Genomic DNA, 12,923 nt, shown 5'->3' with positions numbered 1-12,923 from the left:
GGTCATTCGGTTGTATTGCTTTCTTCAGCTGCATTTTCTTCTTCCTGCTGGATGAGCGCAGCGGAAACCACTTGTTCCCCTTCCGAAACACGGAATAGCGTTACACCCTGCGTTGCACGGCCAGCCACACGAATGTCTTTTACAGGCATACGGATAATTTGTCCGCCATTGGATACCAGCATCAGATCCTGGCTCAGCTCCACAGGCAGAGAAGCAACGATTGCGTTGTTTTTTGCACCCATATTCATAACCCAGATTCCCGAACCACCGCGGCCAGAGATGCGGTATTCATAAGATGATGTGCGTTTGCCAAAACCAGATGTTGAAACAGTGAGAATGAACTGCTCAGCATCAGCCAATTGCTTCATTCGTTCGGGTGAAAGCGTGATGTTGGCAACGCTGCCTTCTTCATCCGATTCCACCGTTTCTTCCACACCGCTTTCCGCGCGGCGAAGCGCGGCAGCCGCACGCAAATAAGCAATGCGTTCTTCGGCTGTTGCTTCGGTATGCTTGATGATGGACATAGAAATAAGTTCATCGCCATCGGCCAGTTTAATACCGCGCACACCCATGGAGTTACGGCCCGCAAATACGCGAATGTCATCAACCGGGAAACGAATAGCCTTGCCCAGTTTGGAAGCCAAGAGCACATCGTCGGTTTCTTCACAGGTATGAACGGAGATGAGCTTTTCGCCCTCCTCCAGCTTCATGGCAATCAAACCGGATTGGCGGATGCTGGTGAAGTCGGACAGCTTGTTACGACGCACAGTGCCAGCCGAGGTAGCAAACATGGCGTAGAGGTATTCCCAACGGGATTCTTCTTCCGGCATGCGCATCACGGCGGTGATGGTTTCACCCTGCTGCAATGGCAACAGGTTCACCAATGCCTTGCCGCGCGATGCGGGGTTGCCCAGCGGCAGCTTATAGACCTTCATTTCATAGACCATGCCGCGCGATGAGAAGAACAGCATCGGCGTATGGGTATTCGCCACAAACACATCTACCACTACGTCTTCTTCCTTCGTGGTCATACCGGTGCGGCCCTTACCGCCGCGGCGCTGCGCGCGATAGGTTGAAAGCGGGACACGTTTGACATAACCGGACTGCGAAACAGTCACCACCATGTCTTCGCGCTGGATTAAATCTTCGATATCGCTTTCAAATTCCAGATCCTCAACCGTAGTACGGCGCGGCGTATTAAATTGCAATTTAATCGCTGCCATTTCATCACGCATGATGGCAAGTACGCGCGGGCGGTTGGAAAGAATGTCGATGTAATCGGCAATACGCGCGGCAATTTCCTTCAAATCGTTGGAAATTTTTTCGCGTTCAAGGCCCGTTAAGCGATGCAAACGCAAATCCAGAATGGCCTTCGCCTGAATTTCATCAAGGCGGTAGGTCTTGCGTGATTTATCTTCGCTACCTTCCACAAGCATTAGTAATGGTGCAATCGCATCTGCTGACCATTCACGGGCAAGCAATTCAGCCTTTGCAATCGCAGGATCTGAAGCGCCGCGAATGATTTTGATCACTTCATCAATATTTGCAACGGCAATCGCCAAGCCAACCAAGATATGCGCGCGGTCACGGGCTTGTGATAATTCGTATTCCGTTCGCTTGTTAATGGTCTGCTCGCGGAAGGTTAGGAACGCTTCCATCACCTGCTTGATATTGAGCAACTCAGGGCGGCCATCGCGCAATGCGAGCATGTTCACGCCGAACGATGTTTGCAGCGGGGTATGCTTATACAGCTGATTGAGCACGATTTCCGGCATCGCTTCGCGTTTAAGCTCGATCACAATACGAACGCCATCGCGGTCGGATTCATCACGCAAATCGGAAATGCCTTCGATAACCTTATCGTTCACTTGGGATGCGATGATTTCGATCAGGCGAAGTTTGTTGACCTGATATGGGATTTCGTTGACGATAATCGCCATCTTATCCTTGCGCACTTCTTCAATTTGCGTGCGCGCACGAATGATGATGGAACCACGGCCCGTATGGAATGCGGAGCGAATGCCATTACGACCCAAAATAATACCGCCCGTTGGAAAATCGGGCGCAGGCATCACTTCCATCAGATCTTCTATCGACGCTTCAGGGTTATCGATCAGCATGCAGCATGCGTCAATCACTTCGCCAAGATTATGCGTTGGAATATTGGTGGCCATACCCACCGCAATACCGCCTGCGCCATTGATAAGCAGGTTTGGAAAGCGTGCAGGAAGCACCGTTGGTTCAAAGACGGATTCATCGTAATTGGGCTGGAATGCTACGGTTTCTTTATCAATATCCTCCAGCAAGGTTTCGGCGGTTTTGCCCAAACGCGCTTCGGTATAACGCATCGCGGCTGGCGGATCGCCATCCATCGAACCAAAGTTACCTTGCCCGTCAATGAGCGGCAGACGCATGGAAAAATCCTGCGCCATACGAACCATTGCATCATAGATCGCGCTATCACCGTGCGGGTGATATTTACCCATCACGTCACCGACGATGCGGGCGGATTTTTTGTAAGGCTTGGAGCTGTCATAGCCGCCATCTTTCATGGCGTATAAAATTCTGCGGTGAACCGGTTTCAATCCGTCGCGCACATCTGGCAGAGCGCGGCTCACGATTACGCTCATTGCGTAATCGAGGTAGGATTTTTTCATCTCATCTTCAATCGTGATGGGAAGCGTATTGCTGTTTGAAGGTGGTTGCCCCGATGGTGATTGTGGTGGCAAGGTGTTTTGATTACTGCTCACGTGTTTTTCCTAATAGATTTATGATTCTAATGCCGTGAGTGTAGGCATGGCGCGAAGAAAAGCAAGCATTTATAAGTCTAAATAACGCTTGTTAATCAATGTGTTACAGGGTGATTTTAAGGGGATTTTTGATATTAGAGTTTAGAAAGAAGATTTGCCATTCTGCCCCACTTCCACTAGTTAAAAAGCTTCAAATCTCAATCCCGTTTAGTTGAAGGCTCCCAGATGAAACTCACCCGTAAAGTACGCGAAATTCTTGATAATTATGATAGCGATTGCCCCGGCACCAAAGGCAATCTTGCCCGCATGTTGATGGCAGGACGTTTGGGCGGCACCGGCAAGATGATCATCCTTCCAGTAGATCAAGGATTTGAACACGGCCCCGCACGTAGCTTTGCACCAAACCCCGATGCGTATGACCCGCATTACCATTACCAATTGGCAATCGATGCGGGACTGAACGCCTATGCTGCTCCGCTAGGTATGCTCGAAGCTGGCGCAAGCACATTTGCCGGAACCATTCCAACCATTTTGAAAATGAACAGCGCAAACAGCCTTTCCCGCCAAAAGGAAGCGCCAGACCAAGCCGTAACCGCCAGCGTGAAAGACGCGCTGCGTCTCGGCTGCTCTGCAATCGGTTTCACAATTTATCCTGGGTCAGACGTCATGTATGACCAGTATGAAGAATTCCGTGACCTGTCACGCCAAGCAAAAGAAAACGGCTTGGCTGTGGTGTTGTGGTCATACGCACGTGGCGGAAATCTTTCAAAAGATGGCGAAACTGCGTTTGATGTCATTACTTATGCTGCGCACATGGCAACACTTCTTGGCGCACATATCATTAAGGTAAAATTGCCAACTGATTTCCTGGAACAAGGCGAAGCCAAGAAAGTGTATGAAGCGAAGAACATCGCACGCGCAACCCAAGCCGAGCGCGTGAAGCACATCATGCAATGCTGCTTTAACGGTCGCCGTATTGTGGTGTTCAGCGGCGGCGCAACCAAGGGCGAAAGCAGCGTGTTCGATGATGCACGCGCCATTCGTGATGGCGGCGGCAATGGTTCCATCATCGGTCGCAACTCTTTCCAACGCCCACGCGAAGATGCATTGAAGCTGCTGGATGAATTGGTGAAGATCTACCAAGGCAAGGCGTAATAAACCTGACGCGCATCTACCTCATCACCCCGCCGGAATTCGAGTTGCAAACACTTGCGCAGCAGCTTCCGGCGGTGCTTGATGCGGCGGATATCGCATGCGTGCAACTTCGCATCAAGAATAAAACCACCCAAGATTGGGAACGCGCGATTGATACGTTGATGCCCATTTGCTGGTCACGCGATATTGCATTCATTTTGAATGACCGCGTGGATTTAGCAAAACGATTTAACGCGGATGGCGCGCATATCGGCAAAGACGATATGACCTATACGATGGCGCGCAGCATTTTGGGCAAAGATAAAATCATAGGTGTGAGCTGCTATGCCAGCAAAGATGCCGCCATGGATGCAGCCGAAGCAGGCGCGGATTATGTGGCGTTTGGCGCGGCATTCCCCTCCTCCACTAAAGAAACCGCACCGCTGGTTCCCATGAGCGTGTTCGAAGATTGGGTGATAGCGGTAAAAACCCCGTGCGTAGCCATTGGCGGGATAACCGCGCAAAATTGCGTGCCGTTGGTTCAGATCGGCGTCGAATTCGTTGCCGTTATTGGGCAAGTGTGGAATCACGCAGACGGCGCAGTAACAGGCGCAAAGGAACTGCAAAAAGCAATCGACCAACATAAAAAAACAGCTTAAGGTTTTGGTGTTCGTTTTTTTGCTGCGAGGTTTTCATGGTCAACACCCCTTCCGTCACCATTTTATATGCAGGAATTTTCGGGTTATTACTGCTTGTGCTTTCGCTGAATATTTTCCGCGAATATATCCGCGTGGCAATTAACGCCGTATCACGTAACGAGGAATTATGGCGCAGGGCAGAACGTGCCCAGCACAGTTTTGTTGAATTTGTACCGATGTGTTTAATCCTGATGTTCCTGATTGAAGTGCATGGAGCGCCCACGCCTGTACTACATTGCCTTGGCATCATGTTACTTGCGGCGCGTATTCTTCATGCGTATGGCGTTGGTAAGGATAGCGCTGCGAATGTCATGCGCATTATCGGTACGCAAACCACGTACCTTACCTTGATGATTAGCAGTCTTGCGGCAATTTATTATGCACTCTTGCCCACACTGGTGAGCAAAATAGGCTAGTTCATCAAGAACAGCGTGCCCTGAACAAGGCAACCAAGCCCCACCACCATTAAAGCAATGCCATATACAATCACGCCCATAAAGCTTGGGCGCTTGCTGGTCATGCCAGCCAACCCTGCTTCAACTTTCTTGGGGTTCATCGAATCGCCATACGCCCAGATGAGCAAACCGCCAATGGAAAGAAATGATAGTCCCGCTATCACGCACCATGCTGCCCAGTCCATAATTGCCATGATTGTTCCTCCCCCCCAAGTTATCCATAAGTCATACCAATCTCGTAACGTCTTTTACGATATATTGGTTCTATCATTTGTTCAACTTCGTTAAATTCTCTTTAACACTCACTGGTCAATACTTAACAAAGCGTAGCGCTGTCTACGTAACTCACCGATTTACCGAAACCTTTTTTTTCAAAACGGCCTGAAAATACAAACATGAACGCAATTATCGGTATCTTGGTTGTGATCTTCTGCACCATGGGCGGCTATGCCTTTGACCACGGCAATCTTGCTGTGCTGTGGATGCCCTTTGAATTTATCATTATTCTTGGATCAGGGATTGGCGCTTTTATTACATCGAACACTCCCGCAACACTCAAGCGTGTTGGAAAATTACTGCCCACCGCATTTAAAAAACCCGCGCACAGCAAGCAAAGCTACATCGAACTGCTGAGCGTTTTATATCAAACCTTCAAGCTTGCTAAAACCAAAGGCATGTTGGCGCTGGAAGCCCATGTTGAAAAGCCAGATGAAAGCACGCTATTTCAACCCTTCCCGACCTTTTTGGCCGATCACCATGCTGTTGAATTTTTCTGCGATTATCTGCGTCTTGTTACCTTGGGCGCTGATAAGCCATATGAACTTGAAACATTAATGGATCAGGAAATCGAAGTGCACCATCAAGAAGAGCACGAAGTTTCCGGCGCCATTCAAAGTATGGCTGACGGTATGCCCGCACTTGGTATTGTAGCAGCGGTGCTTGGCGTTATTAAAACCATGGGGTCGATTACCGAACCACCCGAAGTTCTGGGCCACATGATTGGCGGCGCGCTTGTTGGAACATTTTTCGGCGTGTGGGTTTCGTATGGTTATCTGGCACCTTTGGCCAATGCATTGAATGCGCAATTCGCACTGAACGGTAAATATTATCAGGTTATCAAGGTTGGATTGCTTGCACATTTAAGCGGTTATGCGCCATCCATCTCCATTGAATATGCGCGTAAATCCATCCCCAATGATATGCGCCCGACCTTTCTGGAAATGGAAGAAGCAACATCCGCATTGCCTGCACCAGGTTAACCTTACAGGACAGAACGCATGGCCAAAGGTAACGATAGCGGCGGCACCACCATTATTATCAAGCGCATCAAAAAAGGTGGCCATGGTCATCATGGTGGCGCATGGAAAGTTGCCTATGCCGACTTTGTAACGGCGATGATGGCCTTCTTCCTGCTGCTATGGTTGCTCAATGTAACTACAGACGTTGAACGCAAGGGTATCGCGGATTACTTCTCTCCCGCCTCTATCTCCAAATCTGAATCCGGTGCGGGCGGCGTATTTGGCGGGAAGACCGTTACAACTGAAGGCGCACAAATCAATGAAACGTCACCGCCGGGTGTAAGCAAAGCGGTGCCTGAACAAAATGAAACCGATGAAGACCATCATGAAGACCCGGCTTATGGCAACCCTGCGGGCACTGACAAAAACTTGAATGACAAGCTGACCAGCGGCGATGCGGCTGCGGTTTCCCAGCTGCAAAAACTGGTTGCGAATAATGTGCCCGAAGAAGTCGCGCCAGATAAAATGAACGAAGCAGCCTTGGAAGAAGCCAAGAAACGCGAAGAAGAAAGTTTCAAAAAGGCCGAAGATGCCCTGCGTGAAGCAATCAAACAATCGCCTGAAATGGCTTCACTTGAAGAAAATCTACTAATCGATAGTACACCGGAAGGTTTGCGCATTCAGATCGTTGATAAAAACGGGTATTCGCTGTTTTCTACGGGAAATGCCAATCTGGTTGGACGTGGCCGCGATTTGGTGATGACGGTTGGCAAGGTTATCTCGCGTCTTCCCAACAAAATCACAGTGGCAGGTAACACAGATAGCACCCCTTATCGCGGCATATCGCGCAGTAACAATTGGGAGTTATCTGCAGGCCGCGCTTATTCAAGTATGATGGCATTGATTGCAGGCGGGTTTACCGAAGACCGTGTAACAGATATTCGCGGCAAGGCTGACCGTGAACCATTAATGAAAGATGATACGAAGAACCCACAAAACCGCCGCATCAGCATCGTTTTGCTGCGTCGCTATGGGAATGAAAAGCAGGAAACGCCGCCAGATGCTGCAAAAAAACCAGATGCACAGACAGCACCAGAAGGCCCTGCCATTCACCCTGCTGCTGATTTTACCAACAAGATGCCGGAAACACCGGCAGCGCCTGCGCTTACGCCGGGCAATATGCCGCGCTTAACGCCGCCATCGCCTATTCATTAATTCGGCGCAACAGGTGCGCGTGATGGCGTTCCTCGCGCAGCATCTGATGGACTGGCGGAAGGGGTAACCGTCGGCCCACTGGACGGGGTAGAACGTGGAGCTTCGCTTGGGGTAATTAATGGCGCAGCAGGCGTTGGTGAAGCGGTTACCGCACCATTGATAATCGCCTGTAATGCATCGCGGTCAGCTGCTGGAATATTTGAAGTTGTTGGAATTGAAGCTTTTATAACAATCGATTTGACCATCGCTTCAACCATTGCTGCATTATAATTGGTCGCGCTCATGGTTCTGCGCAATCCATCTACCATATCTTTGGGAAATTGGTCATTACCCGCAAAATTCGGGTCAAGCACGTGCTGTTGCAATCGGTTGAAGTTTTCCATGCCGCCTGCGCGGTTTTCAAACCAGTCATGGCCAGGAGTTCTTTGACCATCCATTGCCATTGCTATGCGCATATCGGCAAAATGCTTTCTGATTGCAAACGCATTTGGCACAGTTTGAGTAAGCGCACGGCCAGATGATGGCTCAGTAACCTGCGCAAACAAATCGTTTAAACCGCCCATAAAAAATCCCTTTTCAAAAATTGAATAAGAGAAATATAGTTTATTCGGCTTAACCAACTCTGAATTCTGCTTAAGAATTGCTTCAAATTTTAGGTATAGGCTTCGTTTATGTCGTTTATTGGCGAAGAGCTGAAAGAACTGCCCTTTTATCTAACGCGGCCTAGCCCTTGCCCCTATCTGGATGGGCAGGTGGAACAGAAGATTTTTACCCGCCTTTCGGGTAATGAGTCATCCGATTATCTTCTTACCAGTCAGTTAACACCCTTTGGCTTTCGCCGCAGCCAGACGATTATATACAGGCCCGCCTGCCCGACCTGTATGGCCTGCGTTCCTGTGCGCATCAAGGCAAATGAATTTGCGCTTACCCGAAATTTAAAACGAATTCACAGTAAAAACCGTGACCTGACGACGCATGTGATTTCAACCCGCGAAGCGGAACCGTTATACGGACTATTCAGTACCTACCAACAGGCACGGCATAACCAGAGCGACATGGCGCAAATGCAATTGCCCGATTTTATCGCGATGATGAACGAAGGCAGTGAAAACGGCGCATTACTATGTCTGAAAGATAAAGCGGATATTACCGTTGGCGCGATGCTGATTGATAAATTGGCAAGTGGCACATCAGCAGTTTACAGCTTTTTTGACCCTTTGCTTGATAAGCGCAGCCTTGGAACAGAACTCATCCTGCGCCTTGTTGAAGAAACAAAAAAACAGGGGCAGGAATTTGTCTATCTGGGGTATTGGATAAAACAATCCCGCAAAATGGCATACAAAGCGCGGTTTCCTGCGTTACAACGCCTCACGGCGACGGGTTGGGAAGATTTTGCATCTGATGGTTAAGGTGTGACCTTGGCATCAACAGGCGTTGCCTGATTCATTTCCTGCGTAACCAATGCTAAATCTTCAGGCTTACGTGCGGTGTGAATATTGGTTGTAATCGGATATGGAATTTCGATGTTTGCTTGATCAAAGGCCATTTTCAAACGCATAAAGTATTCACGTTTAATTGCCCATTGCTTTTGACCATCGGTCTTCATGCGCGCGCGCATGGCGATGGATGATGCATCAAAGCGTTCAATTCCTAAAACCTCGATCGCTTCGTATATATAGCGCGCATAAGCCGGATCCTTGCGCATGCCATCAGCCACGTCTTTCATAATTTGCATGACTTGCTTCAGGTTCGCATCGTATGCGACACCCACTTCAATAAGTACATAAGCAAAATTTTTGGTCTGATTGATAATGCTTGTGACTTCACTGAACGGAATGGAATGTACGCGCCCTTCCAGATCACGAAGACGCAGGGTGCGGATGGTGAATGTTTCAACTACGCCGGAATGGTCACCGACCTTTACCACATCACCAACCGAAATCGTGTCTTCAAGCAAGATGAAAAGGCCGGTGATAAAATCTTTCACCAATGTTTGCGCACCAAACCCCACAGCCAAACCGATGATACCGGCACCCGCCAGAAGCGGCGTGATATCAAGCCCGAATTCGGAAAGGATGATAAAGGTTGCAATAATAATCAGCGTTGTATGCGACGCATAGCGGATAAGCGGCAATAATGTGCGCATGCGTGCGCTGCGTTCTATTCGTCGACCATGCGCATCTTCGCCTTGCAGGTAACGGTCAACACCGTTACTGACAAATTCCCAAGCCACAACAACGATGAACAAGGTTATGGTAATTGAAACCGCCGCCGAGAGCATTTTTTTACCGATGGGTGAGGCAAACCATGCCGCCGTATCAAAGCCCCATGCGCTTAAAATAATCAGCGTACCAATAATCCAGGCAAAGGCTTTTACCACCCGTTCCAGTATAGGAAGATAGGAATTGGTGCGTTGTTCAAGGAACGGGAATTGACGTTTCAATTCATCGGGCAGCGCAAAGCCTTTTTCAACCAGATGGTCGATGCTGGAAATAATAAAACGGAAGAGAATAAAAGTTACTACCGTGACCAGCGTTGCTTTGATAAGCGTTGTAAAGCCCTGTTCGATATCCAGTGCCGCAATCACGTACCCGATCACCAGATATACAATTGCCAGCACATGCCATACATCAGCAACGCGTTCGCGTGTGGATTGAACAAAGGTAGTTTGTTCCCCTTTATTTTTTCCGCGAAGCCAGCTTGAAACCTGCACACGGTTTTGCAGAACGATAATCACCACCATAAGTGTTATCATCAGCCCCATGAAAGACGAGAATGCGTGAACAGAGCCTTTTGGCACATCAAGATAAAGGGCCGCTTGTGACAGAAAAAAGCCGAATACGATAAATGCCGACAATCTGGTACACCACACAAACAGATACGCTGCGCTTTCATCCGCAAGCGGCAGGAAGCGCAACCGCGAGGCGCGTTCCGCGAAAACCATTTGCAATACCCATGTAATCACATGCTGCACAATAAACGCATCAAGAAACGCAACCATGGCCTTTGCAGGTTTTGGTTCAAGTTCGAATACGCCAAGAGTGAATAACGCGGCAGCGGTAAAGCCAATGACAGGCAACAATGATAATAAATGATACCCGAAAAACGCGCCAAGTTTAGATGGTAGATTATCGAATTTTAATTCCGCAAGCATACGACGCGGGCGGCGCAAAAACAGCTTCACAATATATTTGGCAACAAGACCAGCAACGATGGCTGCTGCTGCCTGCGCAAAGAAATTCAGCCATGCGGCACGCGCTTGTTCACTGTCAAACTGCTTTTGTAGCCATTTGGATACTTGCGGCAAATCGGCAAAACTTCGCACAATCATGGTGAAGGTCGAGCTTGCCGCCGTCATGGAATTGGTAATGGCATCCAGCGCCTGCACACTGGGGACAACCGGTTCTTTCTTGGCAGGATCGGTTGAAGCTGTTGCCGCTTTTAACGCTTTAAGCTTGTTAAGGAACGCATCCCGTTCCGGCTGGCTTTCCAGCAACTGGATGACCGTTGTCATTTGTTCATCGGTCAGCTTGGTTTCATTCTTATTTAAAACTTCTTCGACTTTTGCCGCTACTGGGGCTGCTACCTGCGCAAACGCAGGTACGGCACATGATAGAACCAGTAGAAAGACAAATGAAAAAAACCGCATGGGTACACGTAAAATATGGTTAGATGGCTGCTGCGCCACGTTCATGGGTGCTGATGCGCACAACCTGTTCGATATTGTAAACAAAGATTTTGCCATCGCCCACTTTGCCGCTGCCGGCGGATTTCAAAATCGTGTCCACAACGGCATCGACTTGGTTATCCTCCACCGCAATGTCAAATTTTACTTTGTTAACAAAACTGGTTGCCGCTTCTGCGCCAACATACATTTCCGAGTTACCTTTTTGGCGTCCATACCCACGCACATCTGTTACTGTCATGCCATGCACACCCATGTCGTTCAGTGCTTCACGCACTTCGGCCAGTTTAAAGGGTTTGATGACAGCAATAATCATTTTCATATAAGGGCTCCAAGAAGTGACAAAATGCGCATTGTATAGAGTATTGCGTATTTGATGATTTGGCCTAAATTATAGCAATCATTACCCATGGTCAATTATGCGTAAAACATCCATAAATTCAAAAAAGCAGTATGATGTCATCATCGCTGGCGGCGGCCTTGCAGGGCTTACCATGGCTGCGCGGATTGGCAGCGCCGGGATGGATGTATTGGTTGTTGAGCGCGAAGCGCAAGCCAAAATGACCAGCACAGCGTTTGATGGCCGCACCACCGCAATCGCTTATGGCTCCACCAAAATTCTGGATGCCTGCGGCGTGTGGCAAAAAATAAAAGACAGTACCTGCCCTATTGATGATATTCGCGTTGCCGATCAGCGCAGCGCCCTGACGCTTGATTTTGAAAGCAAGGATGTTTTTGTACGCGATGCCTCTGCGCTAAGTGGCGCAACCGGCCCTGCTTCAGGTGACACCGCATTTGGCTATATTGTGGAAAACACGGTCTTCCGCACCGCACTATTCGAACGCCTTGCTGAATTGAAAAATGTACGTCTCGCCTGCCCTGTCACCATTCAGGATATTCATTATGAAGAAGACGGGGTAACACTGGCGTTGGATGATGGGTCGATGCCGTGCGCGAAGCTGCTGATTGCCGCGGATGGTAAAAAATCATTCTGCCGAGAGCATGCGGGCATTAAAGCAAGGCATTGGTCGTATAATGAAACTGCGCTGGTGGTTACCATTAAGCACACCAAACCGCATGGTAATCTGGCGTTGGAATATTTTTACCCCGGCGGACCATTTGCTGTATTGCCCATGAGTGATAACCGCTCCAGCATCGTATGGACTGAACGCCCCGATACAGCCCAAGCACTAAGCACCATGCCGGAAAGTGAATTTATCGGTTTATTGAAAGCGCGCGGCTGCGACACACTTGGCGAGATAAGCCTTGTAACTCCGCGCCAGCAATACCCGCTGCGCTTTATGCTGGCTGATTGTCTGCACAGCACCCGCCTTGCCTTGATTGGCGAAGCTGCACATAGCATGCACCCCGTTGCAGGACAGGGATTTAATTTAAGCGTTCGCGATATTGGCGTATTGGGTGATTTGGTGGAGATGCGTTTCAAAGCAGGAGACGAAGTGGGCGCCGATGAATTGCTGCAACGCTATGATGCAGGTCGCCAGCTTGATCACTTCACGTTTATGACCGCGACCGACATATTGGTAAAACTGTTCTCAAATAATGTATTGCCATTACGTCTTGTTCGCCGGTTTGGGTTGGCACTGATTGAAAAGATTCCGCCTGCAAAAAAATTCTTTTCCCGTATGGCCATGGGCCTGCTTTCCCAAGGTAAATGACCGGTCAAGTAACACCTTGAAATTATATCGTTATTTTCAAATAACATTGAATCGTCACAATCTGTTACTATA

Annotated in this window: 12 protein-coding genes; 7 read left to right on the top strand and 5 right to left on the bottom strand. The window is 48.9% G+C overall.

What is annotated here, in order from left to right; translation table 11 throughout:
* Positions 1 to 2 precede the first annotated feature (2 nt).
* Positions 3 to 2,750, bottom strand: coding sequence for a DNA gyrase subunit A (gene gyrA, locus SFW65_04470; GenBank protein ID MDX1922366.1), 2,748 nt, complete (start codon positions 2,748 to 2,750; stop codon positions 3 to 5).
* 225 nt (positions 2,751 to 2,975) lie between these two features.
* Between gyrA and SFW65_04465 the strand changes: the two genes are divergently transcribed.
* The 3 genes from SFW65_04465 to SFW65_04455 are packed head-to-tail and all read left to right on the top strand — an operon-like array spanning position 2,976 to position 4,998.
* A complete protein-coding gene (locus tag SFW65_04465; GenBank protein MDX1922365.1) occupies positions 2,976 to 3,905 on the top strand; it encodes a class I fructose-bisphosphate aldolase in 930 nt (309 codons plus the stop codon).
* The gene (thiE, locus tag SFW65_04460) at positions 3,875 to 4,543 is read left to right on the top strand and encodes a thiamine phosphate synthase (GenBank protein ID MDX1922364.1); all 669 of its coding nucleotides are present in this window, start codon (positions 3,875 to 3,877) and stop codon (positions 4,541 to 4,543) included. Before SFW65_04465 ends, thiE begins: the two co-directional genes overlap by 31 nt.
* Positions 4,544 to 4,578: 35 nt before the next feature.
* Positions 4,579 to 4,998, top strand: a complete 420-nt coding sequence (locus tag SFW65_04455) for an MAPEG family protein (protein ID MDX1922363.1) — start codon at positions 4,579 to 4,581, stop codon at positions 4,996 to 4,998.
* On the opposite strand, the gene SFW65_04450 is transcribed toward SFW65_04455, so the two are convergent.
* Positions 4,995 to 5,231: a hypothetical protein gene (locus tag SFW65_04450; GenBank protein MDX1922362.1), complete on the bottom strand. Its 237-nt coding sequence runs from the start codon at positions 5,229 to 5,231 to the stop codon at positions 4,995 to 4,997. The genes SFW65_04455 and SFW65_04450 overlap by 4 nt on opposite strands.
* Positions 5,232 to 5,432: 201 nt before the next feature.
* Here SFW65_04450 and motA point away from each other — a divergent pair, with 201 nt between their 5' ends.
* Both motA and SFW65_04440 read left to right on the top strand, forming a co-directional pair.
* Positions 5,433 to 6,296 (top strand): flagellar motor stator protein MotA, encoded by an 864-nt coding sequence (motA, locus tag SFW65_04445; protein ID MDX1922361.1) that lies wholly within the window; start codon positions 5,433 to 5,435, stop codon positions 6,294 to 6,296.
* Positions 6,297 to 6,314: 18 nt separating this feature from the next.
* Complete coding sequence (locus tag SFW65_04440) at positions 6,315 to 7,490, top strand: flagellar motor protein MotB (GenBank protein MDX1922360.1); 1,176 nt, start codon at positions 6,315 to 6,317, stop codon at positions 7,488 to 7,490.
* Here the strand turns inward: SFW65_04440 and SFW65_04435 are convergent.
* Positions 7,487 to 8,053, bottom strand: a complete 567-nt coding sequence (locus SFW65_04435; GenBank protein ID MDX1922359.1) for a hypothetical protein — start codon at positions 8,051 to 8,053, stop codon at positions 7,487 to 7,489. The genes SFW65_04440 and SFW65_04435 overlap by 4 nt on opposite strands.
* 108 nt (positions 8,054 to 8,161) lie before the next feature.
* On the opposite strand from SFW65_04435, the gene SFW65_04430 reads away from it, so the two are divergent.
* The gene (locus SFW65_04430; GenBank protein MDX1922358.1) at positions 8,162 to 8,899 is read left to right on the top strand and encodes an arginyltransferase; all 738 of its coding nucleotides are present in this window, start codon (positions 8,162 to 8,164) and stop codon (positions 8,897 to 8,899) included.
* Here the strand turns inward: SFW65_04430 and SFW65_04425 are convergent.
* Both SFW65_04425 and SFW65_04420 read right to left on the bottom strand, forming a co-directional pair.
* Positions 8,896 to 11,139 carry a mechanosensitive ion channel gene (locus tag SFW65_04425; protein MDX1922357.1) on the bottom strand — a complete coding sequence of 748 codons (2,244 nt, stop codon included), beginning with the start codon at positions 11,137 to 11,139 and terminating at the stop codon, positions 8,896 to 8,898. The two genes, SFW65_04430 and SFW65_04425, sit on opposite strands and share 4 nt — an antisense overlap.
* 19 nt (positions 11,140 to 11,158) lie before the next feature.
* Positions 11,159 to 11,497, bottom strand: a complete 339-nt coding sequence (locus SFW65_04420; protein MDX1922356.1) for a P-II family nitrogen regulator — start codon at positions 11,495 to 11,497, stop codon at positions 11,159 to 11,161.
* Positions 11,498 to 11,594: 97 nt separating this feature from the next.
* On the opposite strand from SFW65_04420, the gene SFW65_04415 reads away from it, so the two are divergent.
* Positions 11,595 to 12,851 carry a UbiH/UbiF/VisC/COQ6 family ubiquinone biosynthesis hydroxylase gene (locus SFW65_04415; GenBank protein ID MDX1922355.1) on the top strand — a complete coding sequence of 419 codons (1,257 nt, stop codon included), beginning with the start codon at positions 11,595 to 11,597 and terminating at the stop codon, positions 12,849 to 12,851.
* Positions 12,852 to 12,923: the final 72 nt, after the last annotated feature.

It is taken from the genome of Alphaproteobacteria bacterium (assembly GCA_033762625.1).
Taxonomy (GTDB): domain Bacteria; phylum Pseudomonadota; class Alphaproteobacteria; order UBA9219; family RGZA01; genus RGZA01.
Note: the sequence above shows the minus strand (reverse complement) of the source record. Positions and strands in the feature narration are given on the sequence as shown.

What these genes read in the sequence shown, in the direction of transcription:
- SFW65_04455 (MDX1922363.1), top strand. Translation starts at nt 4,579, where the DNA reads ATGGTCAACACCCCTTCCGTCACCATTTTATATGCAGGAATTTTCGGG.
- motA (MDX1922361.1), top strand. Translation starts at nt 5,433, where the DNA reads ATGAACGCAATTATCGGTATCTTGGTTGTGATCTTCTGCACCATGGGC.
- SFW65_04465 (MDX1922365.1), top strand. Translation starts at nt 2,976, where the DNA reads ATGAAACTCACCCGTAAAGTACGCGAAATTCTTGATAATTATGATAGC.
- SFW65_04440 (MDX1922360.1), top strand. Translation starts at nt 6,315, where the DNA reads ATGGCCAAAGGTAACGATAGCGGCGGCACCACCATTATTATCAAGCGC.
- SFW65_04430 (MDX1922358.1), top strand. Translation starts at nt 8,162, where the DNA reads ATGTCGTTTATTGGCGAAGAGCTGAAAGAACTGCCCTTTTATCTAACG.
- SFW65_04425 (MDX1922357.1), bottom strand. Translation starts at nt 11,139, where the DNA reads ATGCGGTTTTTTTCATTTGTCTTTCTACTGGTTCTATCATGTGCCGTA.
- SFW65_04450 (MDX1922362.1), bottom strand. Translation starts at nt 5,231, where the DNA reads ATGGCAATTATGGACTGGGCAGCATGGTGCGTGATAGCGGGACTATCA.
- SFW65_04415 (MDX1922355.1), top strand. Translation starts at nt 11,595, where the DNA reads ATGCGTAAAACATCCATAAATTCAAAAAAGCAGTATGATGTCATCATC.
- SFW65_04435 (MDX1922359.1), bottom strand. Translation starts at nt 8,053, where the DNA reads ATGGGCGGTTTAAACGATTTGTTTGCGCAGGTTACTGAGCCATCATCT.
- SFW65_04420 (MDX1922356.1), bottom strand. Translation starts at nt 11,497, where the DNA reads ATGAAAATGATTATTGCTGTCATCAAACCCTTTAAACTGGCCGAAGTG.